A 24,568-nucleotide genomic window follows, 5' to 3' on the forward strand; every position below is an offset into this window, starting at 1 on the left:
GCGACTTCGGCCGTAGTACTGGCGAATCAGCAGGCTGACGGTACGGCGGGAGCGCCTGGGGTCGGCGAGCCGCGCCTGGCTGATCAGTGTCGTGCGCCCATTGGGCAGGTGTGTGGGGAGCGTGAGCCACTGTTGCCTGGCGGGGCTGTCCAGGGCTGCGAGCCGAGCCCGGTGCTGATAGTCGCGCCGGGCGAACTGGACGTCGTCGAGGGCGATCCACCGGCCAGCGGCGTACAGCTTCGCCAGAGTGGACAGCCGCGGGAACAGGTTTGGTTGGTGGATCGCACACACCCCGCCCAGCGCCCCGACGCGGAGCCGATCAGGTGCTGATGAGACGGCTGTCGAAGCCGGCCCGCAGAAGGCGCTCGTAAGCGTCATACACATCCCCCGGTACGTCCTGCTCGACAGCGAAGCCGAGCTTGGGGTACTCGATCACCCGTTGCAGGTCGCCGACGAGCATGTCGACGACGAGCTTCTCGTCGCCGATGGACTTGATGTAGTCGTCCAACTCCAGCGGCTCGGAAGCGCACACGACCTCAGCCTCGGGCCACAGCTTGCGGCAGGTCGCATACGAGCGGCGTTCCATGTACGGCTTGGAGATCAACAGCAGCGACTCGGCCGCGATGCCTGCCTCGGCCAGCAGCTCGCGGGAGAAGGTGATGTTCTGGCCTGTGTTGGCCGCCTTCGGCTCAACCAGGATCGCCTCGTCCGGCACGCCCAGGCTCAGGGCATGCTCGCGGTAGTGGACGGCCTCACCGCGCGGGAAGCGGGCCCGAGTCGTGGGGCTGTTGCCCCCGCTGAACACCACGACCGGGAAGAGGCCGGCGCGGTAGAGGTCGGCGGCCGTAGTGGCCACCCCGAGGTCGTGACTGCCCAGGCCGATCGCCGCCGAGCAGGGCCGCTGCTCGTGGCCCATCTGGTGGTAGCTCCAGATCAGAGTCGCGTCGTGGAACTGCTCGTCGGTGATCTGGCGCTGCTCGTGCTCCGGCACTGGCACTCCCTGGCTCATCCCTGCTGGCCCTTTCGGATGCCCTCGATACTGCGCAGCTGGTGGCTCAGCCCGTACTGGCGGGCCACCTGTGCCGCCTGATCGAGGACGGACAGCCCATCATTCCGGGTCGCCGCATCCGACAGAAGGATGTGCCCGTAGGCGGTGTCCAGCCTCACTCGCTGCATCGGGGAGTCGACCGTGCCGGTGGTGCGCGCGATGTCGATGTAGTGCAGTGCCTGGGTCAGGTCGCCGGCGCCTCGGTGGGCGAGGGCCAGCTTCTGGTGGGCGACCGACCAGTCCTCCGGCTCGCCGAGGTCCTCGAAGGCACGGGTGGCGGCTGTCATGACCTGGGTGGCGTACTCGTTGTTGCCCTCCTTGCTCAGGGCGGTACCCACCCAGAGCCGGGCCCTGGCTCGGTCGCGAGGGCTCAGGCGCTCGTCGCCTGTGAGGAGTTCGTACTGGCGGGCCGAGGCGTCGAGCTGACCCGCCATCTCCTGGACGACGGCGAGGGAAAGATCGATCTGGGCAACTCGGCGTGGGATGTCGAGTTCGGTGAACATATCGCGTGCGGTCAGGTAAGAGTGCCGGGCGGAGAGCGGGCCGAGGATCACACCCTGGTCGCGTTGCAGGTCGCCGAGGAGGACGAGGGAGCGGCCGTACAGGTACAACCCCGTGCCGTCCAGGTAATGCGGGTCAAGGCATCCCAGTCGGCGGTTCAGCAAGGTGGTGGCGAAGGGAAAGTCCTGGCGGCTGATGCAGACGACCGCGCGCTCAATGTCCTCGGTCCAGGTCTCGTAGTCCGCTGGCCGCGCGCTCTTGCGCTCGGGGTACAGCAACGTCTCGAACCGGGTCTGGGCGGCGGAGTCCGCACGGGAGAGCGCGGTATCAAGGATGGCTTGAGTGTCCGGGCGGGGCTGGGTTTCGGTGCCGAGGCTCTCCCACTTGGCGACCGTCCGTAGCGCAACACCGAGGTGCTCGGCGAAAGCGCGCGTGCTCATGCGCAGGGCTGCGCGCAGGACGCTCGCTTCCCGGCCGGTCCATTGCTGCACGCTGACCACGAATGTCCTCCCTCCGTCACGTATAGAAGCACTCTCGGTGACGGCGCGGGGCGAGAAGTGCAACGGAAGTGCAACAGCGGTTCATTTCAAGGCCGTTCGCGGCGGCCGACGCTGGAGACATGGACGACGAACTCATCACGGAACGCCGCCCCGTCGCATTCCCCCAGGTCTTCGGCTACCTGCGCCATGTCACCGGTGGCCTGGCCCGCCACGCGGCGCTCGTCTCCTGTCTTACCGAGTACTGCCGGCAGCACGAACTACGCCTGTGCGGAGTGTTCACGGACCGAGAGGCAACGGCTGCCATCCGGTCTCCCGCCTTCGTCGGCCTCCTCGACGCACTCGAACTGCCCGACATCTATGGCGCCGTGGTTCCCGCCCTCAGCCACCTCGGCCCGAAACGCGTTGCGGCCGACCGGCAGCGGCAGATAGCAGCGACAGGTACCCGCCTGATCGTGGCCCGCTCCACCAGGCTGGCGACACACCCCGCGCCCTCCCTCTGCGCGAGCCCCGGCCTCCAGCATCAAGGGGGAGACACGTGATGTCCGTTCGTGATGCGCTGCGCAGCGCACCCATGGTCAACGACGCCCCCAGCCTGCGCCTGCTCCGAGTCGGCGACGGCTGGGACCTCGTACGGGCCCCCGCGGACATCGGATTCCTGGCCCTGGCCCACCTGCGGGCCACCGGTGCGGCGATCGGTCCGGTGCTCTACGACGGACCTAACGAACGCCTCTACTACGCCGTCGAGACCGGCACCGCGGATCGCTGGGACGGACTGCCGGTACGGCATCTGTCCGCCAACTCATGGCTCGTCGCGCCCGGCCTGGAACGGTTCGACGACTGGTTCGGCGGCTGGTGCGAGCTGCCCGACGACGACACCCTCACCGACGCCGACGCCCTCCTCTCCGCACTCCAGCACCCGTTCGTCACTGCCGCACTGGAGGAGGTGAGCCGGTGAGTACCCGAGCGATCATGTGCCACAAGGAATGGACCCTCCAGCCCGACCGGGAGCCCGACGCCGAGCCCACCACTTATGCGATGCAGTGCGCGGTCTGTGGTGAGAGCTCGTCGCCCGGCGTCGGCTTCGCCGAACCGCAGAGCTGGGTGTTCGAGCACGGTGGCCGCAACCCCTCGCACCACACCTACCGCGAGATCATCACCCGGCCGTGGCAGGCGTGGTGGAAGCCGTGATGGGCCACGCCATGAGCTGGCTGGCGCGCTACACGGGACCGCTGCTGATCGTACTGATCCCCGCGTCCTGCGGGTTCGTGATCGACGTCGCGGTCTCCACCGCCCTGGTGGCCCCTGAACCCCCGTCCCTGCCGGAACGTAGCCGATCGAGAGGTTCCCCCACTTCGAGAAGCCCCGACAGGGGCGGGTCGCAAGCCCCGTCCCGGGCGGCTCCACCGCCCAACCGACCCGTGGCAGGCGCAAGCACCCCCACCATGCACCGTGTGAGGCCCGGAGCGTCTTTCAGACAGTCCCGCTCGTGGGCGGAGAATGTGGCATCGTCGGCCTCTTCACCGGCCTTGAGCCCCTTCCATTTTCCGGTCCCGGATGCTTGGCTCTGCTGCGGTGTTCCGGCTGGAACAGCCCGCCGAGTCGCGTTGGCATGAAGCGGCGTGCCCGCTTCCGCATTGATCAAGCCACCATCGGTGAGTGCCCGCCATAGCGTTGCCGTCGCATATTACGTCTCTCACCAGGGACAAAGGGGCCGTCGAGATGGTCCATATCTCGCCATGGCACCGGCCAGATGGGTTTCGACGGCCGAAAACAAGATGGTCAAATCCTCAACCGGTAGTCCTGTCGACCAGCTGGGTGCTGTTTCCGCCAAACGGGACACACGCAAGCCAGCGACGACCGAGGATCGCACCTCCGGGAACGTCTTGATCTTTTCTCCCAGCCAAGCAACCTCTGGCCGCAGCCGCCGACATATGCCTACCCTCCTCTCGACCACGAGATTGTCCACGGGGGCTTCTGATGACTTACTCGCCATGCGCGCGCGCCAGCTCCTGGGTTCCCGCACCCTTGTAACCCTCACGACGCCAGCTCTCGGCTCACTCACTTAGCTAGATGGCGCAACAATCACCTGCCGGAAAATCGCCGACAGGCTCATTGGCATGTCCGGATTTGAATTCCCAACACACATAAGCGGAATACAGGAAACCCGTTGACAGGGGGGTGGGAACGTTTGTTTAGATCACATCCGTCCATTCGATTCCCCCGCCGACTGGCAGGGGCCGAATCAGGAGGATCACATGTCTGAAGCAATGGTTTCCGCGGTCGACGAGACCGCGTTCGCCGACCTCGTCAGCAAGATCCAGGACGCCGAGGCGTCGATGACCGACGAGCAGCGCGCGGTCATCGACCCCGCCTCCGGCGAGAAGGCCCTGCAGGAGCTCGCGGGCGTCAGCCCGGAGGAGCTGCAGGCGTTCCTGGAGGAGAAGGCCGGCATCTCGCCCGACGAGGAGGCTCAGGGCAGCGTGATGGCCGCTGCCGCGACGGTGGCCTTCCACTGTTGATCTGAGTCGTTCATCTCATGATGACAAGCGCTTCGCACAGCCCAGCCGGTGTCGCGTCGCCGAAGACCGGACGGGAGGGCGGCAGCATGTCTTCGCCTTGGTGCGGGGCGCTGCCGAACGAGTCCGGGCCCGAAAAGGCCCGGACTCGTTCCTGGCTCTCTTCGCTCGGTATCGACCGGGGCGGCATCGTTCGGATACAGACCTTCGCAGCTCGCAACAGCGTGGCAATGCTGCACTTCGAGGACGGGACGGCACTCTTCCTGAAACAGGTTGATCCAGCAACGGCCAGAGCCGTCGGCACGGCAACCGGCAACGAAGAGAAAATGCTCAGACTGATACCCGAATCCGACGTTCCACATTACGTTAGGGCGGCTGTTCCTCGTTTCATTGCAACCGACCCGGAAACCGAAACACTCGTCATGGAGGGAAAGACCGGCTTCGTTTCGATGCGGGATGTCGGCCGGAAATTCCCCGAGATCCCTGTACCACTACTGGTGTCGCTGGCCTCCGTGACCGCCGGGCTTCACACCTCCACGGTCGAGCGCTTCACCACGGACCCGGGGTACCGTCCGCAACTCATCGATTTTCCCTTCGCTTCCTTCGTCACCCTGACCCCGAGCGAGCTCGCGAGCGGACCGGGAATGGATTACTCCGACTACGCGGCCACCATGCAGGCGGTCGACAACAGCGTGGCCCGGATGCGCGAGGAGTGGACCCCGAGCCGGCTGGTGCACTTCGACCTCCGGGACGACAACATCCTGGTCAAGGACGCCGACGGTGCGCGCCCCCAAGTCGCGCTCGTCGACTGGGAACTGTCAGGCTTCGGCGACCCGATGCTCGACGTGGGCACCCTCGCCGGACAGTTCCTGATCCAGTGGCTGCACACCGTGCGGGGCGACGCCGGCCGTCTGGCTGACGCCAGCACGTGGGCCACCGTGCGACGCAACGTCGGCCTTTTCCTCACCGCATACGAACACAGCGCCCCGCTCTCGCTGGAGCAGCGGGACCTCGCGTTCCGCTACGCCGGACTGTCCGTCCTGATGTACGCGGCCGGGCGGTTGGAGCAGATCGGCTCACTAGGGCGGATCGGGCATCTGTGCCTCTTCGTGGGCCGCACGTTGCTGAACGACCCCCGAGGCGTGGCCGAGCTACTCGCTCCCGGCATCCTCCGGAAGGCAGGCGCATGAACCGATACCAGGCGGCGTTCGCCGCGATCGCCGAGGACGTGGAGGTGCTGAACGAGTCAGCCTTCCACCACCGCGAGTGGGGAGAGCTTCGCCCCGCCCCTGGCGTCGAGTCCGTGCCCGAGGATCTCCCCGTCCTGCCCCACCTGTCCCGGTTCCTGTACCTGAGCTACTACGCGGGCGACACCCGCGCCGCACGCTGGCTCATCGACGGCGCACCCGTGGTGCTGGGCACGCGCAGGCGGGAGGCCCCAGCCGTGGCCCATGCCCTGTCCGAAGCAAATCAGGGCAGCGGGTATTGGGACTCTGACTGGCGCACGGTCACGGCGGGGCCGGAGAGGTGCCGCGTGCGCAAGAACAGCCTGACCTTGACCGTCACCGCGGAGGAGATGCTTCCGCCGACGGCCGGACCGGGGCAACCGGTGAGCGTCAGGTTTCCGCCCGAGCGCCCGTACATGTACCCCGGCTGGTACCTCGCCATCGGTGACGCGGGACTGCCCCGCCACGGCGAACGTCCCGTCGTACGCCTGTACTACACGCCCCTGGATCCGGCGGCGGCCGCCGGCCTGATGCGTGCGATCACCGAGCTGTTGTGCGGCGCAGGTGTCCCGTACCAGTTGAAGGCGGCCAACCACCCGGAGGGGTACGAGCGGCGGGACGCAATGGTCCTCTATCTGTACCGGGACGACTGGCGTTCGCAAGAGCGCGCGTTGACGGACCTGCACCAGGAGCACAGCGGCACGCTCCGGGACACCGGCCCCGCATTCGCGCTGGAGCTGGGCCGGGGCTGGTGGCTGGCGGACGAGCCCGAGCAGCGACAGGGCCGACTGATGAGCTTCGGCCAGCACCGTTGCCTGCTGGTCGCTGAGGGGCTCGTGGCGGCCTGGCGGGACGGCCGGACGACCGCGGCGGACCGGCTCGGCGCCATCGAGGAGCGCTACCGGGCCGAGCGACTCGATCCCGCGAAGCCGTACCTCAACGCGCAAGGGAGCACCGCTCGATGACTCACACCACTGTGCAGGCCGGGCAGCCGGTGCGCTCGCTTCCTGGCCCGTTCGTCACCCGCGTCTGTCTTCGGGTCGACGGTGGGTACCGCTGGGGAGAGAGCATCCCGGAGGTCACACCCGCCTATCTCGACGCCGACGCGCTGAACGCTCTCGCCGACGCGATCACCCCGACGCCAGCCGCCCGGTACGCCTGCCTTCCGCAACTGGCCGACGCCCGTACCGCCATCCACCCCGTTGTGGGCACACCGGCGCTGCTCGGCGACGCCGTCTTCAGCGGCTCGGCGCCCGGTGAGGCAGCCGACCCAAACGACGTGCAGGTATTCCGCGAGCTCGGCATCTTCCTCGCGCACCTGCACGCCATCCCCGTCGCACGGGTGCGCGCCCTGCCGGTCAGGCCCCGCCCGGCCTGGTTGGACGCGGCACCGGACGCAGCAGCGGGCATCCGCGCCGCGCGCGACCGGCTGGACCAAAACACAGCTCCACGCATCCGGTGTCTCGCCGACACGGATTCAGTACCGGGGCCCGATGCCTGTCCACAGGCCGTCGTGCACGGTCGGCTGTCAATCGGCTCCTGCGTCCCCGGCACCGTTCCGCGCGTGCTCGGCTGGCGGGAAGCCGGCATCGCCGACCCCATGACCGACCTCGCGTTCCTGCTGCGGGACCTGGTGCAGGCCGCCGCGGCCATGGGCTCGCGGAAACTCCAGGAACGGCGGGCCGAACAGACGGTCAGGGGCTACGAGACGACCCGGGGCGTTCAGCTGAGCAAGGACGAGCATGCACGGCTGGCAACACACCTCGCCGCTGGCATCCTCCAGCACGTGGCCCTGCGCGCCTGGTCAGCGTCCGATCAGCAGGGCGCCGAGGCACTGCTGCGGCAGGGCGAACTAGCCCTTCCGGGCGTCCTGCGTGCCGTCGGCACTCCCGAAGAGGTGATCGGCCGATGAGCGAGCGCGCCAGCAGCCCAGAGGAGGCGTTCGCCGAGGTGCGGTTGCTGTGGGGGGTGTGTGGCTCCTTCTCCGCCGTCGCGGTCCCCCATGTGAACGCATGGCTGCGCGGCACCGTGGGGATCCAGGAGATCCGCACCATCATGACCGCGCAGGCGCACGCCCTCATGGGGCCGCGCATGATCGAGGCCGTCACCGGCCACGCCCCGGTGACCGACTGGGAGGACCACACAGGCGGCGGCGCCGCGCACGTCGCCCTCGGTTCCTGGGCGGACGTGCTGGTGGTGCTTCCGGCCACCGCGAACTTCCTAGCGAAGGCCGCGCACGGCATCGCCGACGACGTCCTGACGGCCACCCTCCTCGCCGCCGAGTGCCCCGTGATCATCGCGCCCGTCATGAACGCAGCCATGTGGTCCAAGCCCGCCGTACGCCGCAACGCCGACCAACTACGCGAGGACGGCTACCAGATCGTCGAGCCGAAGGAAGGCATCTCCCTCACCGAAGGTCGCCGGGAAGCCGGTTCGCTCGGCGACTTCCAGCCGGCCATCTCCGCCGCCTTGGTGCAGGCGGCCGCCCGACTTACACATCCACGAGGACAGTGATCAGCACATGCCGAAACTCTCACCCGACACCGTGCTCCACCGGGCGCCGTCCTTCATCGCGGAGGTCGACACCAGCAACGAGGTGAAGATCCACTTCGAGAGCCGTATCCTCAAACTCGGCCATGACGCGCTCGGCCTCCTCGATCTCTTTCACCAGCCCCGCACGGTCGGCCAGGCGCTGACACTGCTCAGCCCCCGGCTGAAGGGGCCCCGGGCCGCTCAGGAAGCGCTGACCACCGTGGTCTCGCTCCACCAGGCCGGCCTGCTGCGCACCGATGCGTCCGCGGGATTCAGCAACCAGCCGTTCCCCAAAGGCGGCTACGACGCTGCGTTCGTCCACATCGCCATGCTGGACGACCCAGTGCGCAAGGCCGCCTTCCAACAAGCCGTTCGCGAGACGGTCCGGGAGGGGGATGTCGTCCTCGACCTGGGGACCGGCTCCGGCATCCTGGCAATCACCGCCGCGCAGGCGGGAGCCCGCAAGGTCTACGCGGTCGAGCCAGCCGGCATGGTCCACCTGGCCCAGCGGATCGCCGAGCGCAACGGGGTAGCCGACCGCATCGAATTCATCCCAGGTTGGTCGCCGCAGCTCGAACTCCCAGAGCGGGCCGATGTCCTACTGACGGACATCGTCGGCAACGAAGCGCTGGACATGCAGATCTGGGAGACCGTCCAGGACGCCCGGCGCCGACTGATGACGGACGCCCCCCGCCTGGTCCCCGGCCGGCTCACCTCGTTCGCAACATTGGCCCGGATCCCCGACGGAGTTCTCGACAAGCACCGGGTCACCCAGGCTCATCTCGCTCGCTGGAAGGAGATGTTCGGCATCGACTTCGGCCCCATGGCCGAGTCAGACAGCCGACGCTCCATCGGCTTCTACGAGCGCCCGGAGACCGTGCAGACCTGGGAGTTCCTGTCCAAGCCGACCGAGCTGTACCAGGTCGACCTGCACCAGGACTTGATCCGCCCGCTTGAAACCCAGTGCACGCTCACCGCCGATCGCGCGGGCGAAGCCAACGCCATCGTCGTGCATTTCGAGGCTCAGCTCGGGCCGAACGCCACCCTGTCGACGGCCCCTTGGCTGGGCTGCGCCCGTAGCCACTGGTACACCGCCGTCTGGGCGCTTCCGGAACCCGTGGAAATCACCACCGGCCAGGAACTGGCCTACACCTACAGCTACTTCGGCGACGGCACATCCCGCCTCGAACCCGTCGGCAGCCGCTGACCTGCCCGGTGTACAGCGCATCCAAGGAGCCCTTGCTTTGAAACTGCGTTCCAGCGTTCCCAAGATCACCGGAAACGGCCCGCACCGCGAGATCACCGCCGAGACCACCTACGCACGCATGGCCCCGCACCTGAAGCGGATCGGCGTGACCAGGGTCGCTGACATCACCGGTCTCGACCGAGTCGGTATCCCCGTCTACAACGCCATCGCCCCGCGGTCGTTCGACATCATCTCCGTCTACAACGGCAAGGGCGCGACGAAGATCGACGCCAAGACGTCGGCCATCATGGAGGCTGCCGAACGCTTCGCCGCTTCCCTGCCCCTACGGCCGACCGCGATCGCCTCCTACCCGGAACTCGAAAAGTCCGGACGTGCCGTGCTCGACCCCCGGTCGTGCAACTTCGAGCTGCACCACGCCTACCGCATCGACACCCCCATCTCCTGGGTGGAGGGCTACGACCTGATGCACGAGCGCAATGTCCTCGTGCCACAGTTCCTGGCCGGCTACTACATGAGCTACCACGAGGTCCCCTGCTACCCCGTCTCCACGACCAACGGCATCGCTTCCGGTAACTCCCTGGAAGAGGCCATCTGCCACGCCCTGTGCGAGCTCGTCGAGCGCGACGACTGGACCATGGCCGACCTCATCTCCAACCGCCTCGGCAAGCTGGCCGCCGACGACGAAGGCGGCCCCGTAGGGGACGCTATTCGGGCCTGGGCGCAAGAGCGCCACCCCAGCCTCGATCCGTCGACACTTCCGCCACGGGCACAGTTCTTCATGGAGAAGTTCCTGGACGCCGGGATCGCCATCGAGGTGAAGAACATCACCTCGGCGACGGGCATCCCGAGCTTCCAGGCGGTGGTGTCGGAATACGTCGCTGACTCCTTCTCCCGCTCCCACCATGGCATCGGAACTCACCCGGACGCCGAGGTCGCCGTCGTACGGGCCATCAGCGAGGTCGCCCAGTCCCGCGTGGTGGACATCCAGGCCATGCGCGAGGACATCACCGCCGCCGGGCAGCCCGTCGAGAAGGCGCTTTACCACGTGCGGCGCAGCAACCGCGCGAACCCCGACTCCTGGGCCATCAAGCCGTCCGCACGCCCCATCCGCTTCCAGAATGTCCCGTCCCATCCCAGCACGGACGTCATGGACGACGTACGGCTACTGCTCCAGCGTCTGCGGGCTCGCGGCCTCGACCAGGCCATCGCCGTCGACCTGTCAGCACCCGGCGTACCCGCCACAGTCGTACGGGTCATCGTGCCCGGCATCGAGTCCTGGACCGTCGACCGCAACAAGCTCGGTCCTCGGGCCGCCCAGGCGTGGAACAACGCCCTGGCCGCCATCAACTCGGCCCGACAGCAACTGCGGACCGCCGGTTCCGCCCAGTGAGGGAAGAAGACATCATGCGTACGGTCGTGTTCGTCGGCCCCAGCCTGCCGCCCGAGGACGCTGCGGCCCGCCTTCCCGGCGCCGAGTTCCTGCCGCCCATCGAGCGCGGGGACATCGACACCCTCATGGCGCAGGAGCAACCGCCGAACCGCATCGGCATCATCGACGGGAAGTTCCTGCAGAGTTTCTCGATTTCCCCCAAGGAGATCCTGCGGGCCATGGACCGCGGGGTCCGCGTCTACGGCTCGTCCAGCATGGGCGCCCTCCGAGCCGCCGAACTCGACATGTACGGCATGACCGGAGTCGGGACCGTGTACGGCATGTACGCCTCTGGCGCCCTGGAGGATGACGACGAGGTCGCCATCACCTTCGACAGCGAGTCACTGCGTCCGGTGTGCGAACCCATGGTCAACATCCGCGTCGCGATCAACGCGGCGCTGCGCCGGAGGGTGGTGAGCAAGGACAACGCGGAACTGTTCCTGGAGACCGCCAAGGCTCTGTACTTCCCGCAGCGCACCAGCGCCGCCGCCCTGCACCAGCTGAAGGGCACTATGCCCGAACCCGACCGACAGCGTCTTGCCGGCTACCTGCGGTCCCCCGAGGCTCCGGATGCCAAGCGGGACGACGCGCTCGCCCTGCTGGACCGGATGCGGCAGGACGCCAAACAGTACGGGATCGTGCCCGTCCCGGAGGTGGCTGCCCGATGACCACGACCGCTCCCGACTTGGCGGCACGGTTCCGCACCGACGGATTCGCCTTCCCTGTGGACGCGCTCACGCGTGCCGAGGCCGAACAGGCGCTGGCCGAGTGCCAAACCTACTTGCGTGCCGTGAGCGCAGTGGGCGGCGCCCTGGCACGGTACGCGGCCTTCCCCAAGATCCACCTGGTCGCCTCCTGGGCCGATCGGATCGTGCACCACCCCGCGATCCTCGACGCCGTCGAGTCACTGCTGGGACCCGACCTGCTGGTGTGGTCCACCAACCTCTTCATCAGGCCCGCGCACAGCGGTAGTTCACTCGCCTGGCACCAGGACGCCGTCTACCTGGGCCTGGACGGCTACCAGCAGCACGCGGCACGCGTCTGGGTCGCGCTCACCGACACCACTGTCGCCAACGGCACCATGCGCTACGCGCGGGGTTCACATCTGCGCGGCGCGTTGCCACATCGGTTCGGTGGTTCCGGCCTAGAGGACATCATGCGCGGTGAGGAGATCGCCGTCGACATCGATGAGGTGGCGGCTGTCGACGTTCTCCTTGACGCTGGCCAGTGCTCTGTGCACCATCTGGCCATGGCCCACGCTTCGGGCCCCAACCAGACCGATACTGGACGTTTCAACTTCGCAATCGACTACATCACACCGCGAGTCTCCCCCACCGCGGGCGAGGACAGCGCCCTGCTCGTCCGCGGCACGGACACCGGTGCTTTCCTGCCCGAGCGCAGGCCCGAGTCCAACTTCGACCAGGCCGCCCTGAACGAGTTCTACTCCGCTGTCACTCGTCGCCAGAAGCGGATCGACCAGACGGTCCAGAAACGGAACGCCGGGAAAGGCCCCGACACACCCCGGGACCCGTCGTGACGACGGCACGCCCTACCGGCAAGGACGCCGACTCCGCGGTCTCCGAAGCCGCCGACGCCGACTGGCTGTCCGGGATCGTGCCTCCCTGGTGGACGGCCGGAAGCGTCCCTCACCGGATGGACCTGTCCGGCTGGATGCCACCCGTGATCGACCAGGGGCAGGTCCCACTGTGCACCGCCGCGGTCACCACGGCGATCGCCGGCTATTACGCCCGCCGGGCCAAGCAGCTGGAGTTCACCCCCTCAGTCCTTTTCAATTACCGGCTCTCACGCCGGCTCGCCGGTTCCGCGGACCGCAAGGGCTCCCGTCTCGAACACAGCTTCCGCGCCTGGGCAGAGTCGGGGCTGTGCGAGGAGGCAGCCTGGCCGTACGACGAACTCGGTCCGACCCGGGTCGACCGGGATCCGCCCGAGCACTGCCACGTCAGCGCGTGGCACTCCCGCCCGATCGCGCGTCCGCTGCGTGCGCCGGACGGGGCTGGCCTGCTCGACCTGGCGCGCCGGTACATCGCGCTGGGCATCCCTGTGAGCGTGGAGATCCGGCTCTGTCCGTCGATCTCCATGTCCCTGCTGAACGGCGGTGTCATTCCTGTACAGCTGCCCACGGAGCAGTCGGTGGGACCTCATGTGGTCCTGTTGACCGGCTACGACGACGAGGCGGACACCGCTCCCTACGACCGGGGTACCGGCTCGGGAGCCTTCCGCGTCCGGAACAGCTGGGGAACCGGCTGGGGGGTCCAGGGCTACGGCCTCCTCCCCTATGCCTTCCTCGAACAGAAACTCACTGGCGAGAACTGGATTGTCGTGGAAGAGGACTGGCAGAAACAGTGAGTGCGGCTCGTCCGGAAAGCTCTCTTTTCGGGCCGCGTCTACGAAAGAAAGCAGCCAGTACGGGCCTTCGCGGGGCTTAGCCGCGAAGAGCCAGCGGGGATAATAACCAGTGAACTTAACACCCCCGAGAGGAAAGTTGGTTGACGTTGCGGAGGTTCCTGGCGACCACCGCCCGATGGGCGGCACCTACCGTTGTCCTCGCCCAGGTCTGCCTCGTATGGACAGGCGTGTTCAGCCTCGGCGAGGCGGTGGCGGTCGGACTGCTACTCGAACTCCTCCTGGCCGGGATCGTGATCACCGAGTTCACCCTTGCCACGCGGGCCTACAAGACCTCCCGGAGCCGGGGTGCCGACGGGCAGGAGGCCCTCAACCAGGCGCTATCCACCGTGCTCCCTGCCCCTGTGGCCAAGGCGATGGGGATGGAATTCGGCCTTTTCCGCGCTCTTTGGCGCTGGATCCGCCGCAAGCCGGACGCACCCGAAGGACACCAGATCCTGACCTACGGCTCGGAAATCAAGCCAATCATGTGGGCAATGGTGTTTCTCGTGCCTCTGGAGATCCTCGCCGTCGAGTTCCTCGTCCCCTGGTCCGTGGTGCGCATCATCCTGCTGGCGCTCTCCATCTACGGAACCCTCTGGGTGCTCGGCTTCATTGCGGCACTCTCCGTCCGCCCTCACAGCGTCGGCGACGGCAAAATGGTGCTGCGGTTTGCCCACTTCGTGCAGATCGCGATCCCGCTTGACCTCGTCGAATCGGTCCGCACGACCCGGCACAGCGGCTATCGCAGAGCCGTCCAGATCAATGACGGCATCCTGGCGATGCCAATCGGTGACTCCACCACCCTGAGCGTCAAGCTGCGCGAGCCGTACTCTGTGGCGCCCAAGCCCGGGAAGCCGTTCCAGGAGGTGCGAGAGGTCCGCTTCGCCGCGGACAACACTCGTGAAGCCGTCCGCATCCTCACGGCGAACATCGTCGCCGACTGATCCGGTTGTCGACCCTCGACGGTCATGGTCGCCGAGGGCACATCCAGGGCACATGAGCCTGGGAAACGGCGTTGACCCGTGAGAACTACCGAGAGGAGTTTTCCCAGGTCAACGCACATTCAACCGAGAAACCCCAGGTCAGCGCCATGCCACCCCCATTCGCTGCACGAGTGGCAGGACTTCAGCCATCGGCTGCATGAGGCCGGGCATCAGCCGTATTGCCTGGTGTGGCCCTGAGCTGGGGATTTGGGGGGTTGATGGCCATCGGCGGGCGACTCCCACGATGGTCGACGCCCGCGGGCTCCCGAGCGTTCGCCGGCCTGGTGGGTCGCCTTCCGGATGATCAGTGCTTGATCGCGCCGGTGATGAGCGCCTGCAACTGCTCGGCGGCGTGGTCGAGTGGCTGGGTGCTGCGCGACTTCCACGCCGGCTGCCCGCCGACGGCACCTGGGGCGCGGGCGGTTCCGTCATCCGCCACGCCGATCCGCACCCACCGGCGGGAACTGGCGCGGACTCTTCTCCGGTCCGATCCGATCCGGTCCGCGTCCCGTACGCCGACGCCATGCTCGTCCCCCTGCCCACCGGCCTCGACCCGGTCGCCATGGCCTCTGCCGGCGACAACTGGTCCCTGGCGTGGCGCCTGATCGCACCCCGCCTCAGGGCCCGCCCCGGCGCCCGCGTCCTGGTCGTCGCCCGCGGAAGCATCGGTCTGTACGTGTGCGACATCGCCCGCGCGCTCGGCGCCTCCGACGTCCTCTACGCCGACCCCGAACACCGGGCGCCGGCCCAGGGGTTCGGCGCCGCCACCGCCCGGGCGCCGCACCCCGTCCGCAGGGCTACGACATCGCCGTGGAGGCCACCGGACGCGTCGACCGGCTCGCCGCCGCCGTCCAGTGCCTGACCCCGGAAGGGATATGCGAGAGCGCGGGCAACCACTTCCGCCCCGGCGAGCTGCCCCTGCTCGACATGTACCTCACCGGCGTCACCCTGCGCATCGCCCGCGACAACGTACGCGCCCGCATACCCGACGCCCTCGCCCTCGCCGCCTCCGGAAAGGTCCACCCCGAAAAGGTGGTCTCCCACGTCATCGACTGGGAGGACCTGCCAGCGCTGCCCGAAGAGCACCTCAAACCGGTCTTCGTCCGGACCGATGACTGACCACGCCCGAACCCGCCCACCACCCGCCTTCGTCGCTCCCGGCCCGCACCGCGCCGGCGCCCTCTTGCCAGGCATGCGGCCGTCCCGAGCAGTACCCGCACGTGTGCGGGCGGGCCCGTCTACGATCAGCCGCCATGGACTGGCTGGAGCGGATAGCGAAGCTGAGGCAGTGGACCAGGAGCGGAACGCGCGCCCCGCACAAACCGCTGCTGCTCCTGTACGCCCTCGGCCGGTTCCAGGAGGACGCCGACGGCGGTCTGCGGTACACCGCGGTGGAGCACGACCTGCAGCGCCTGCTGACCGAGTACGGCCCGCCCCACAGGACGACACCCGCCTACCCCTTCCACCACCTCGTCAACGACGACGTATGGGAAGTGCGCACCGACCGCGGACCCGGGAGCCCGGGAAGCGGGGTACGGGACCTCCGCGAGACGGGCGCCACCGGGCGGCTCGCGCCGGACCTGAGAGCGGCGCTGCGCCGCGAACCGGACCTGCTCGGCAGAATCGCACGATCGCTGCTCGACCTGCACTTCCCGCCCTCCCTGCACAGCGAACTGTGCGAAGCCGTCGGCCTGGAACTGGAGCCGACGCAGACCGGGCAGCTGTCTGCGACACGCAGACAGCGCGACCCACGGATGCGGGAGCTGGTCCTGACCGCCTACGAGTACCGGTGCGCCTTCTGCGGTTACGACGGCAGGATCGGCGCGGTGCCGGTCGGGCTGGAGGCCGCCCATGTGCGCTGGTGGGCGTTCGACGGCCCCGACGAGATCGAGAACGGGCTCTGCCTGTGCTCGCTGCACCACAAGCTCTTCGACAAGGGCGTTCTCGGACTGGGGGACGACCACCGCGTCCTGGTCTCACAGCGCTTCGTCGGCCACAGCCCCGCCGCCCGCGAGCACGTCACAGCCCTCGCGGGCCGCCCGCTCCTCGGCCCACAGCGCGGCGCACGCCCTGTCGCCGCAGCTCACCGCGACTGGCACGCCCGAGAGGTCTTCCACGGCGAACCACGCCCTGCCACGGCTGCCTGACCGCCGCTGCCACCACGAGCCACCCCGTTCACAGAGCGTGTCATGCGCCCAGCCCGGAGACGAAAGTGTCGCGCAGCAAGGGGATCGCGACGTCGGGATCGGCGGCCGCCGCGGTGGAGCAGAGCATGTGTCCCGGGCCTGTCGGCTGTGACCAGATTCCTTCGACCCGCAGGACCAGGGCTGTCCCCGTGACGTCCGCGATCGGAACACCGTGCGTCCTGGCCACCCTCTCGGCGACGCTCTTGACGAGGCTCCATGAGAAGGCCGAACCGTCGGGGGGCCGTCCTGGTGGGTTCCGGCGCCGCGTCCGTCCGGCCCACAGCAGGGACTCCCTTGAATGCTGCCGGACCAGCGCCTGCAGCTGTGGCGTGGTGCGGAGCGCGTCGAAGTCGGGAGGATCGAAGACGGCCTGCCGTCGCTGCAGGATCCGAGCTACGCGCTGTGCGGTGTCGTCGCTGTCCTCTCCCGGGCCACGGTGGTCATCGCCCATCTCGCAGGCGACGAGTGCGCCCCACCACTCCAGCCACTCGGCTGCCGACAGTTCGCGGTTCAGGGATTCCGGGACCTCCACGTGGTGGGGCCGGTCGATCAGAGGCGGTGGCACGCGCGCGTCCGCCGGAACCGGCAGGGCAGCAGCGTCGCGAACGAACAGTGCGGCGTGAAGCATCTGAGAGGAGCCCTCGGAGAACCGCCATGAGGGCGAGTCGGCGTAATGCACTGGGTGTACACCTCCCCGGATCACGGTAGCGTTCCGGCGTTCTGCACCACCAGGCGGCGAACGGGCCGCCTTCGCAGGCGACTTCGGGACGGGCCGGCAGCGACCGTGCCCGGCGTCAGCCGGCATCACGGTGATTCACCCCGTTACCGGGCTCGATCTACCGGCTCCGGCGCACCGGATCCGCATAGTGAGACGTGCGCCTACGGGGAAGGGAGCCGAGCCGTGTCCATCTCTCGTCGTGACGTCCTCAGGCTGGGGGGCGTGTCCGCGCTGGCCGGTGCCGGTGCCGGTGGGGTGGCCGGCTGCGACGCGCGGACGGCGACGAGCGAGGCCGAGCGCCTTCCGTCGCTCTCGCGGAAGCGGAAGGCGGATTACACCCTGCGGATCGCGACCGGTCAGGTCGAGCTCGCGCCGGACACGGTCGTCTCCACCACGACGTACAACGGCCGCTTCCCCGGTCCGCTGCTGCGGTTCACCGAAGGCCGCCCGGTCGTGGTCGACGTCCACAACGACACCGGCACCCCCGAGCTGCTGCACTGGCACGGCCAGCGGGTTCCCGCCGACGTGGACGGGGCCGCCGAGGAGGGCACCCCGTACATCCCCGCGCACGGCATGCGGCGCCTGTCGTTCACCCCCGGACCGGCCGGTTTCCGCTTCTACCACACGCATGTGACAGCGCACGGTGACCTGACCCGGGGCACGTACTCCGGTCAGGCCGGCCCCGTCTACATCGAGCCGAAGGCCGACCCCGGGGCCTACGACCAGGAGGTGTTCCTGACGCTGAAGGAGTTCGAGCCCTCCCTCGGCCACGGCGGGGAGGAGACCCGGGCGTCCCTGGCCGGTTCCCAGGTGCCGGAGCTGAAGCGCAGGGGCGAGCGGGCGATGGCCGACTCCCTGGCCCGGGGCATGCCGCGCGGCTACGAGGTCGGCTACCGCTCCTTCAGCGTCAACGGCCGCAAACTGGGCCACGGCCGGCCGATCAAGGTCAGGGCCGGACAGCGCGTGCTGTTCCACGTCCTCAACGCCAGCGCCACCGAGATCCGCAGTCTCGCCCTGCCCGGCCACACCTTCACCGTGGTCGCGCTCGACGGCAACCCGGTGCCCCGCCGGGCGAGCGTGCCGGTGCTGTGGATCGGGACCGCCGAACGCGTCTCGGCCCTCGTCGAAATGAACCATCCCGGTGTGTGGGTCCTCGGGGACCTCTCCGACGACGACCGGAACGCCGGCATGGGCACGGTGGTGGAGTACGCGGGCCGTGCCGGGGCCCCGCAGTGGATCGCGCCGCCCGCGTTCACGTGGGACTACCGCACCTTCGCCGGTCCCGGCTCCGCCACCCGGCGGCCCGACCGCACCATCGACCTGCTGGTGGAGAAGCGCAACGCCGCCGAGAAGGGGTTCAACGTCTGGCCCCTCAACGGCGTCCCGTTCTCCCTGGACACCGACGAGCCGGTGCTGGAGATCGAGCGCGGCGAGCGGTACCGGATGCGGCTGCGCAACGCCTCCGACGACATCCACCCCCTCCACCTGCACCGCCACACCTTCGAGATCACGCACATCGCCGGCAGCCCCACCCGCGGCCTGCGCAAGGACGTCGTCATGCTCGGCGGCTACCAGACCCTCGACCTCGACTTCAACGCCGACCAGCCGGGACTGTCCCTGTTCCACTGCCACCAGCAGCTCCACATGGACTACGGGTTCATGATCCTTCTGCGCTGCTCCTGACGTCCCCGCGCACGTCCCCGCGCAACGTCCTGCGCACGTCCTGCGCACGTCCTGCGCGCCCGGCGCAGCCGGTCGCCGACTCCGGTGGCCTCCCACCCGTTGGGAACCGGCCCCGGTCGGTCTATCGTCGGAATTCTCAGGCCAGAAGGAGGAGGACGGCCGGTGATGCCGCAGGACGAGGCCGTGGTCGGCCGCACGGGCAAGGTGCTCATCGGGACGCGGGGATCCGCGGGCCCCGGTGAGGTCCTGGTGCGGGTCAGAGGCGGTTCCGAGACCTTCCTGGCGTGGTCCGAGGATCCCCTGCCCGCGGGCGCCACGGTCCTCGTGATCGAATCACGGGGATGCCGCGAGGTCGGCGTCATCGAGTGGGTGGATCCATTGGACACGCTCGGCGGAGAGACCGCCGACGCAGGCTGAGGAGTACAAGCATGTTCGGATACCGCGTTCCCGCTCCCGACGAGGCGATGTTGATCTCGGGGGGCCGGCGGGGACTGGGGGGCGCGCCGTTCCGAGTGGTGACGGGCCATGGAAAGTTCGTCCTTCCGGTCTTTCGCAAGGTCCGGTTCCTCACCCTTTCCATGTGCGAGGCGGAGGTCACCGAGACCTGTGTGACCAAGCAGGGCATCTCGCTGCACGTCCGCGCGGTCATCGCCTTCAAGGTCGGCAACGACCACGAGAGCATCATCAACGCCGGTCAGCGCTTCCTCTCCGACCAGGAGCAGATGTCGGTGCTCACCGGCCGGATCTTCGCCGGCCACCTGCGGGCGATCATCGGCTCGATGACCGTCGAGGAGATCGTCACCGAGCGGCAGAAGCTCGCCGCCGAGGTGCTGGACACCTCCAAGACGGAGATGGCGAAGATCGGCCTGATCGTCGACTCGCTGCAGATCCAGTCGATCGACGACGGCGACACCGGCTACATCGACGCGATGTCCGCCCCGCACAAGGCGGCGATCCAGCGGCAGGCCCAGATCGCCCAGGCCCAGGCCACCCAGGCCGCGGTCGAGGCGGAGCAGGAGGCGGCCCGCAAGCAGGCCGAGTACGCCCGGCAGACCGCCATCGTGAAGGCCGAGTACTCGGCCGAGGTGGACCGCGCCCAGGCGCAGGCCGCGCAGGCCGGCCCGCTCGCCCAGGCGCACGCCCAGCAGGAGGTGCTCGAGGCCCAGACGGAGCTGGCCCAGCGCCAGGCCGAGCTGCGCCAGAAGCAGCTGGTGGCCGAGGTCGTCAAGCCCGCCGAGGCCGAGGCCGAGCGGGTGCGGATCCTCGCCGCCGCCGAGGCCCAGCGCATGAAGATCCAGGCGGAGGCGGCGGCCTCCTACGACCGGGTCGCGCTCGACCGGATGCTCATCGACCAGCTCCCGCAGATCGTGAAGGAGGCCGCCGGCGGGCTGTCCGGCGCCAACGTCAACGTCCTGAACGGCGCGGACGGCCTCGGCGAGATCGCCGCGGGCCTGGTGTCCCAGGGTCTGACGATCCTCGACTCGGTCCGGCAGGGCCTGGGCCAGGACAAGGACGGCCAGGGCGGCCAGGGCACCAGGGGCGACGTCAACGGCCTGCTGCAGCTGCGCTCCGGCAGGGACCGGAAGTCGGACGACGGCCCCGTGGACATGGACTAGGCCCTGTCGTCGAATTCCTTCCCCCACGTTCGAACAGGCTCGCGGGGGGGGGACCCCCATCGGGGCGGGCGCAGGGCCCGCCCTCCGGGCGGACGACGGGAAGGTGACGACAGGACCTAGCGGTCCGACTCCACGACCGTGAAGTGGCGGTCGCCGCCCGGACGCTCCAGCTCGTCCAGCACCGCCACCGCCAGGTCCCCGGCGCTGATGCGGGACTCCCCGTCGGTGCCGAGGAGCAGGGTGTCGGTGCCGCGCCGGTAGTGGCCGGTGCGGGTGCCGGGTTCCAGTACGGCGGGCGGGCTGAGGTAGACCCAGTCGGCGCCGGTGTGGGCCCGGCAGGCGTGCAGCTGGGCGACGCCCGCGCGTGCCACGGCGCGGTACTCGTCGGGCACGTACGCGGGGTTCTCGGCGACCGGCAGGTCCCGGTCGCCGGGGCTGCGCAGGGCGCCCGCGCCGCCGATCACGAGAACGCGGACACCCGGCCGGGCGGCGGCGTCCAGCACCGCGCGGGTGGCGCCGACCAGGAACTCCTGGTCGACGGGGGTCGTCCGTACGGCGAGCACGACGGCATCGGAGCCGGCCAGCGCCCGCTGTACGGCGTACGGGTCGGTCGCGTCCACCGCGACCGGCGTCACCTCAGGGTCGTCGCTCGCCGGCGGCTTCCGGGACAGCGCCCGCACGCGGTGTCCGCGCCTCCTCGCCTCGTCGACCACTCGGCCGCCGGCCATCCCGGTGGCTCCGAGCACGGCGATCGTCATGCTCTTCGGCATGGTGGAACTCCTCCTTCGTCTCGGTCTTCTTCCGTTCCGCCGGGCCGAGTTGCGCGGCCACCAGCGCGATCAGCGCCAGGGCGAAACCCAGGACCTGCGGCATGCTCAGCGACTCGCCCTGCGCGACGCCGATGACGGTCGCGACCAGCGGTGACAGCAGCACCAGCGGCGCGGACGCGGCGACCGGAAGCCTGCCGATCCCGCGGAACCACAGCGTGTACGCGATCAGTCCGCCCATGCTGCCGAGCCACAGATAGCCGCCGGCGGCCCCCGCGTCGATCCGCTGCGGCACCCCCTCGGCCGCCAGGGTGAGCGGCAGCAACAGCAGCCCTCCGGCGGTCAGTTGCCAGCCGGCCAGGGTGAGCGGGCCGACGCCGGCCGGCCGGCCCCAGCGTTTGGTGAGGACGACCCCGGCGGCCATCATCGCCGTGTGTCCGAGGCCGGCGAGCACGCCGACGGCGTCCAGCCGGGCCCGCGGTCCGAGGACGACCAGCCCCACCCCGAGCACGCCGAGCACGCCCCAGGCCAGCCGCCAGGCGGTGGGCCGGTCGTGGAGCAGCGCGAGGCCGAGGGCGGCCACCAGCAGCGGCTGGGCGGCGCCGAGGGTGGCGGCCACACCGCCGGGCAGGCGCTCGGCGGCCACGAACAGCAGGGGCATGGCGCCGATGTTGAGGACGCCGAGGACCGCGGTCCTCCACCACCACTCCCCGCGCGGGAGCACCCGGGTGATCGCCAGCGCGAGCAGCCCGGCGGGCAGGGCTCGCATCAGGCCGGCGAACAGGGGGTGTCCGGGCGGGAGCAGCCGTGTGGTGACCACGTAGGTGGTGCCCCAGGACGCGGGCGCGAGCGCGGTCAGCAGGACGGTCGCCGCCTGGGTCTTGTACCGATGCATGGGGAAAGTGTCGAGCCGAGACGCCCATGACTCCAACGCATGCTTGTCATGGCAGCCATGAACGATCACGATTGATCCGTGGACCTTCAGCAGTTGCGTTACGTCGTCGCCGTCGCCGACACCCTCAACTTCACCCGTGCCGCGCAGCGGTGTGAGGTGGTGCAGTCCGCGCTGAGCCATCGGATCGCCGCGCTGGAGCGGGAGTTGGGGGTACGGCTGTTCGCCCGGTCCAGCCGTCGGGTCGAACTGACCGGCGCCGGCGCGGCGTTCCTCGTGGGCGCCCGCGAGTGCCTGGCCGCCGCCGACCGCGCGGTCGCCGACGCCGCCGCCGCGACCGGCGTGGTGCGCGGGCGGCTGGCGGTCGGCGTGATCGTGACCGCGGCCGCCGTCGACGTACCCGAGTTGCTGCAGCGGTATCGCGCGCGGCACCCGGAGGTGCGGGTCGTCCTGCGGTCCGGACGCAGTGACGAGATGGTGGCGGCGATCCGCGCCGGGGAACTGGACATCGCCTTCCTGGGTCTGCCGGAGGGTGAGCGGCCGGCCGGTGTGGAGACCGTCGTCCTCGATCACGACCGGCATGTCCTGGTCGTGGCGGCGGGGCACCGGCTGGCGGGCGCCTCCCGGGTCACGCTCGCGGACATCGCCGACGAGACCTTCGTGGACTTCGTGGCCGGGACGCCCGCCCGCGCCCAGTCCGACCGGGCGTTCGCCGCGGCGGGGCTGTCCCGTGACGTCGCGTACGAGGCGGGTGTCGTGGAGCTGATCACCCGGCTGATCGGGCGCGGGCTCGGCGTCGCGCTGCTGCCGTCGGCGTTCATCCGGCCGCTCGCCGAAGACGACCCCGGGCTGGCCCTGGTTCCGGTGGCCGACGGGCCGGGGCGGCTCGAGTACCTGGCCTGGGGCCGGTTCAACCCGAGCCCCGCGACCCGGGCGATGCTGGAGGTCCTCGGGGTCGGACAGCCGTCGGCACGGACCTGACGGGGCCCCTCGCCGAACCTTCTCGGGCCTCTCCCCCCGCCCGGCCGCAGCACGCGGCACCCCTCAGGCGCGGGCCGTACCGGGCCGTCGTACCCCGCCCGCCAGCTCCAGCAGTTCCGCCACCTCCCACTGGTCGTACGCGTGCTCGCCGTACTTCGCGGCGAGCACGCTGCCGTCGGTGCTGATCAGGAAATCCGCGGGGAGGCCGAGCCGGCCGCCGTGCGGCCGGGACGCCGGGGGCCGCTCCCGCCCGCGCAGGATCGCCCAGGTGCCGCGCAGCACCGCCCGCGCGATCGGCCCCCACACCCGCGGGTCCAGCAGCGCTCGGGGTGCCGACTCCACGCCGAACTCGGTGTACAGCCGCTTGTCCGGATCGGCCACGACGGCGAAGGGCAGGTCCGCCGTGTGCTGCCGCAGTTCCCCGGCGGGCGAGTGGAAGACGACGACCTCGCGGATGCCGGCCGCCTCGATCTCCGCGTGCCGGCGTACGAAGGACCGCAGATGCAGGTTGCAGACCGGGCAGCCCGCGAAGCGGCGGAACTGGAGGTGGACCAGCCGGTCCGGGTCGGGCACGGGCAGGGCTGGGCCGCAGAGCGGGGTGAGTTCGCGCGGGGAGAGCCGGGAGCCGGGGCCCAGGGGCCGTCGGGATGTGGGCGAGGACATGGACGGATGCCTCCCTCGTAGGCACGGACGTGTAGGCGTACGTCGTACACCTACGAGCGTAAGCGTGTGCCGTACGCTGTCAAGCGCCATGCCTCGACCCCGCTCCCTGACCCCCGGCCGGCTGGCGTCGGCCGCGCTCGCCGTCCTCGACCGCGACGGACTGGCCGGGCTGTCCATGCGTACGGTCGCCAAGGAACTCGGCATGAGCACGATGGCGCTCTACCGGTACGTGGCCGACCGCGAGGAACTGGAGCGGCTGGTCGTGGAGTCCGCGCTCGGGGCGGTCGACACCGGGACCCCGCCGGCGGACCTGCCGTGGCGCGAGCGCGTCGAGGTGATGGTGCGGCGGCTGCGGGACACCCTGAGCGCGCATCCCTCGGTGATCCCGCTGTCGGTCGCCCACCGGCACCACTCCCGCACCGTGCTGCGCTGGTCGGAGACGGTGCTCGGCATCCTCACCGACGCGGGCTTCGCGGGCGAGCGCCGGGTCGTGGCCCTGCGCAGCCTGGTCGCCTACGTCAACGGCGCCCTGCAGCTGGCCCGGCTCGGCTCCCTGTCGGGCGCGGGCACCGAGGCCATCGCCGCGCTGGCGCCCGAGGAGTTCCCGCTCATGGCACAGACCGCGGCCCACGCCCAACGGGTCGACGCGGAGCGGGAGTTCTTCGGCGGCCTCGCCGTACTGCTGCGCGGCCTGGAGCCCTGAGGGACGCGTCC

Annotated in this window: 27 protein-coding genes and 2 pseudogenes; 21 read left to right on the forward strand and 8 right to left on the reverse strand. The window is 69.6% G+C overall.

The genetic code is table 11. The annotated features are described in order from the left end of the window. Positions 1 to 15: 15 nt before the first annotated feature. From ACFYZB_RS30330 to ACFYZB_RS30340, 3 genes and pseudogenes are all read right to left on the reverse strand, one after another. Positions 16 to 384 (reverse strand): annotated as a pseudogene (locus ACFYZB_RS30330) (WbqC family protein); the annotation flags it as partial. Further along, the gene (locus ACFYZB_RS30335) at positions 320 to 1,009 is read right to left on the reverse strand and encodes a YdcF family protein (protein ID WP_388764038.1); all 690 of its coding nucleotides are present in this window, start codon (positions 1,007 to 1,009) and stop codon (positions 320 to 322) included. The pseudogene ACFYZB_RS30330 and the gene ACFYZB_RS30335, both read right to left, overlap by 65 nt. Then, the gene (locus tag ACFYZB_RS30340) at positions 1,006 to 2,049 is read right to left on the reverse strand and encodes a helix-turn-helix domain-containing protein (RefSeq protein ID WP_388764040.1); all 1,044 of its coding nucleotides are present in this window, start codon (positions 2,047 to 2,049) and stop codon (positions 1,006 to 1,008) included. The genes ACFYZB_RS30335 and ACFYZB_RS30340 overlap by 4 nt, the downstream gene beginning before the upstream one ends. A 119-nt stretch (positions 2,050 to 2,168) precedes the next feature. Between ACFYZB_RS30340 and ACFYZB_RS30345 the strand changes: the two genes are divergently transcribed. From ACFYZB_RS30345 to ACFYZB_RS30410, 14 genes are all read left to right on the forward strand, one after another. Then, a complete protein-coding gene (locus ACFYZB_RS30345; protein WP_388764042.1) occupies positions 2,169 to 2,588 on the forward strand; it encodes a hypothetical protein in 420 nt (139 codons plus the stop codon). Beyond that, positions 2,588 to 3,004, forward strand: coding sequence for a hypothetical protein (locus ACFYZB_RS30350; RefSeq protein ID WP_388764044.1), 417 nt, complete (start codon positions 2,588 to 2,590; stop codon positions 3,002 to 3,004). The genes ACFYZB_RS30345 and ACFYZB_RS30350 overlap by 1 nt, the downstream gene beginning before the upstream one ends. 14 nt (positions 3,005 to 3,018) lie before the next feature. After that, positions 3,019 to 3,237: a hypothetical protein gene (locus ACFYZB_RS30355; protein WP_388764147.1), complete on the forward strand. Its 219-nt coding sequence runs from the start codon at positions 3,019 to 3,021 to the stop codon at positions 3,235 to 3,237. Between the two features lie 1,067 nt (positions 3,238 to 4,304). Then, the gene (gene tvaA / locus ACFYZB_RS30360) at positions 4,305 to 4,568 is read left to right on the forward strand and encodes a thioviridamide family RiPP peptide (RefSeq protein ID WP_107481433.1); all 264 of its coding nucleotides are present in this window, start codon (positions 4,305 to 4,307) and stop codon (positions 4,566 to 4,568) included. A gap of 86 nt (positions 4,569 to 4,654) precedes the next feature. Continuing rightward, complete coding sequence (locus ACFYZB_RS30365) at positions 4,655 to 5,755, forward strand: phosphotransferase (protein ID WP_388764046.1); 1,101 nt, start codon at positions 4,655 to 4,657, stop codon at positions 5,753 to 5,755. Further along, positions 5,752 to 6,756, forward strand: a complete 1,005-nt coding sequence (locus tag ACFYZB_RS30370; RefSeq protein ID WP_388764048.1) for a T3SS effector HopA1 family protein — start codon at positions 5,752 to 5,754, stop codon at positions 6,754 to 6,756. The genes ACFYZB_RS30365 and ACFYZB_RS30370 overlap by 4 nt, the downstream gene beginning before the upstream one ends. Then, positions 6,753 to 7,703, forward strand: a complete 951-nt coding sequence (locus ACFYZB_RS30375) for a phosphotransferase (RefSeq protein WP_388764050.1) — start codon at positions 6,753 to 6,755, stop codon at positions 7,701 to 7,703. The genes ACFYZB_RS30370 and ACFYZB_RS30375 overlap by 4 nt, the downstream gene beginning before the upstream one ends. Next, positions 7,700 to 8,305: a flavoprotein gene (locus ACFYZB_RS30380; RefSeq protein WP_388764051.1), complete on the forward strand. Its 606-nt coding sequence runs from the start codon at positions 7,700 to 7,702 to the stop codon at positions 8,303 to 8,305. The genes ACFYZB_RS30375 and ACFYZB_RS30380 overlap by 4 nt, the downstream gene beginning before the upstream one ends. Positions 8,306 to 8,312: 7 nt before the next feature. Beyond that, positions 8,313 to 9,530 carry a 50S ribosomal protein L11 methyltransferase gene (locus tag ACFYZB_RS30385; protein ID WP_388764053.1) on the forward strand — a complete coding sequence of 406 codons (1,218 nt, stop codon included), beginning with the start codon at positions 8,313 to 8,315 and terminating at the stop codon, positions 9,528 to 9,530. Between the two features lie 37 nt (positions 9,531 to 9,567). After that, positions 9,568 to 10,920, forward strand: coding sequence for a YcaO-like family protein (locus ACFYZB_RS30390; protein ID WP_388764055.1), 1,353 nt, complete (start codon positions 9,568 to 9,570; stop codon positions 10,918 to 10,920). A 14-nt stretch (positions 10,921 to 10,934) separates the two neighbouring features. After that, positions 10,935 to 11,627 (forward strand): TfuA-like protein, encoded by a 693-nt coding sequence (locus ACFYZB_RS30395; protein WP_388764057.1) that lies wholly within the window; start codon positions 10,935 to 10,937, stop codon positions 11,625 to 11,627. Beyond that, positions 11,624 to 12,496, forward strand: coding sequence for a phytanoyl-CoA dioxygenase family protein (locus ACFYZB_RS30400; protein ID WP_388764058.1), 873 nt, complete (start codon positions 11,624 to 11,626; stop codon positions 12,494 to 12,496). Before ACFYZB_RS30395 ends, ACFYZB_RS30400 begins: the two co-directional genes overlap by 4 nt. Next, positions 12,493 to 13,326: a C1 family peptidase gene (locus tag ACFYZB_RS30405; protein ID WP_388764060.1), complete on the forward strand. Its 834-nt coding sequence runs from the start codon at positions 12,493 to 12,495 to the stop codon at positions 13,324 to 13,326. The genes ACFYZB_RS30400 and ACFYZB_RS30405 overlap by 4 nt, the downstream gene beginning before the upstream one ends. A 227-nt stretch (positions 13,327 to 13,553) precedes the next feature. Beyond that, the gene (locus tag ACFYZB_RS30410; RefSeq protein WP_071375618.1) at positions 13,554 to 14,309 is read left to right on the forward strand and encodes a hypothetical protein; all 756 of its coding nucleotides are present in this window, start codon (positions 13,554 to 13,556) and stop codon (positions 14,307 to 14,309) included. Positions 14,310 to 14,652: 343 nt separating this feature from the next. On the opposite strand, the gene ACFYZB_RS30415 is transcribed toward ACFYZB_RS30410, so the two are convergent. Then, entirely contained in the window at positions 14,653 to 14,787 is a 135-nt protein-coding gene (locus ACFYZB_RS30415; RefSeq protein ID WP_388764151.1) for a hypothetical protein, read from the reverse strand. An 8-nt stretch (positions 14,788 to 14,795) separates the two neighbouring features. On the opposite strand from ACFYZB_RS30415, the pseudogene ACFYZB_RS30420 reads away from it, so the two are divergent. Together ACFYZB_RS30420 and ACFYZB_RS30425 are read left to right on the forward strand one after the other, a co-directional pair. Further along, positions 14,796 to 15,467: pseudogene (locus ACFYZB_RS30420) on the forward strand (dehydrogenase); the annotation flags it as partial. 134 nt (positions 15,468 to 15,601) lie between these two features. Then, the gene (locus ACFYZB_RS30425; protein WP_388764062.1) at positions 15,602 to 16,495 is read left to right on the forward strand and encodes a phosphorothioated DNA-binding restriction endonuclease; all 894 of its coding nucleotides are present in this window, start codon (positions 15,602 to 15,604) and stop codon (positions 16,493 to 16,495) included. A 40-nt stretch (positions 16,496 to 16,535) separates the two neighbouring features. Here the strand turns inward: ACFYZB_RS30425 and ACFYZB_RS30430 are convergent, their stop codons facing one another. Beyond that, positions 16,536 to 17,099, reverse strand: coding sequence for a hypothetical protein (locus tag ACFYZB_RS30430; RefSeq protein WP_388764064.1), 564 nt, complete (start codon positions 17,097 to 17,099; stop codon positions 16,536 to 16,538). A gap of 336 nt (positions 17,100 to 17,435) precedes the next feature. On the opposite strand from ACFYZB_RS30430, the gene ACFYZB_RS30435 reads away from it, so the two are divergent. From ACFYZB_RS30435 to ACFYZB_RS30445, 3 genes are all read left to right on the forward strand, one after another. After that, positions 17,436 to 18,935, forward strand: a complete 1,500-nt coding sequence (locus tag ACFYZB_RS30435; RefSeq protein ID WP_388764066.1) for a multicopper oxidase family protein — start codon at positions 17,436 to 17,438, stop codon at positions 18,933 to 18,935. Between the two features lie 165 nt (positions 18,936 to 19,100). Continuing rightward, positions 19,101 to 19,352 carry a hypothetical protein gene (locus ACFYZB_RS30440; RefSeq protein WP_351211366.1) on the forward strand — a complete coding sequence of 84 codons (252 nt, stop codon included), beginning with the start codon at positions 19,101 to 19,103 and terminating at the stop codon, positions 19,350 to 19,352. Between the two features lie 11 nt (positions 19,353 to 19,363). After that, the gene (locus ACFYZB_RS30445) at positions 19,364 to 20,551 is read left to right on the forward strand and encodes an SPFH domain-containing protein (RefSeq protein ID WP_388764069.1); all 1,188 of its coding nucleotides are present in this window, start codon (positions 19,364 to 19,366) and stop codon (positions 20,549 to 20,551) included. 116 nt (positions 20,552 to 20,667) lie between these two features. Here ACFYZB_RS30445 and ACFYZB_RS30450 read toward each other — a convergent pair whose 3' ends face one another. Together ACFYZB_RS30450 and ACFYZB_RS30455 are read right to left on the reverse strand one after the other, a co-directional pair. Next, a complete protein-coding gene (locus tag ACFYZB_RS30450) occupies positions 20,668 to 21,279 on the reverse strand; it encodes an NAD(P)-dependent oxidoreductase (RefSeq protein ID WP_388764149.1) in 612 nt (203 codons plus the stop codon). After that, positions 21,188 to 22,213 carry an EamA family transporter gene (locus ACFYZB_RS30455; RefSeq protein WP_388764071.1) on the reverse strand — a complete coding sequence of 342 codons (1,026 nt, stop codon included), beginning with the start codon at positions 22,211 to 22,213 and terminating at the stop codon, positions 21,188 to 21,190. The genes ACFYZB_RS30450 and ACFYZB_RS30455 overlap by 92 nt, the downstream gene beginning before the upstream one ends. 78 nt (positions 22,214 to 22,291) lie before the next feature. Between ACFYZB_RS30455 and ACFYZB_RS30460 the strand changes: the two genes are divergently transcribed. Then, complete coding sequence (locus ACFYZB_RS30460; RefSeq protein ID WP_388764073.1) at positions 22,292 to 23,191, forward strand: LysR family transcriptional regulator; 900 nt, start codon at positions 22,292 to 22,294, stop codon at positions 23,189 to 23,191. 63 nt (positions 23,192 to 23,254) lie between these two features. On the opposite strand, the gene ACFYZB_RS30465 is transcribed toward ACFYZB_RS30460, so the two are convergent. After that, entirely contained in the window at positions 23,255 to 23,854 is a 600-nt protein-coding gene (locus ACFYZB_RS30465; RefSeq protein ID WP_388764075.1) for a peroxiredoxin-like family protein, read from the reverse strand. An 88-nt stretch (positions 23,855 to 23,942) separates the two neighbouring features. On the opposite strand from ACFYZB_RS30465, the gene ACFYZB_RS30470 reads away from it, so the two are divergent. Then, entirely contained in the window at positions 23,943 to 24,557 is a 615-nt protein-coding gene (locus ACFYZB_RS30470) for a TetR/AcrR family transcriptional regulator (protein ID WP_388764077.1), read from the forward strand. Positions 24,558 to 24,568 lie beyond the last annotated feature (11 nt).

Source organism: Streptomyces sp. NPDC001852 (assembly GCF_042891825.1).
GTDB lineage: Bacteria > Actinomycetota > Actinomycetes > Streptomycetales > Streptomycetaceae > Streptomyces.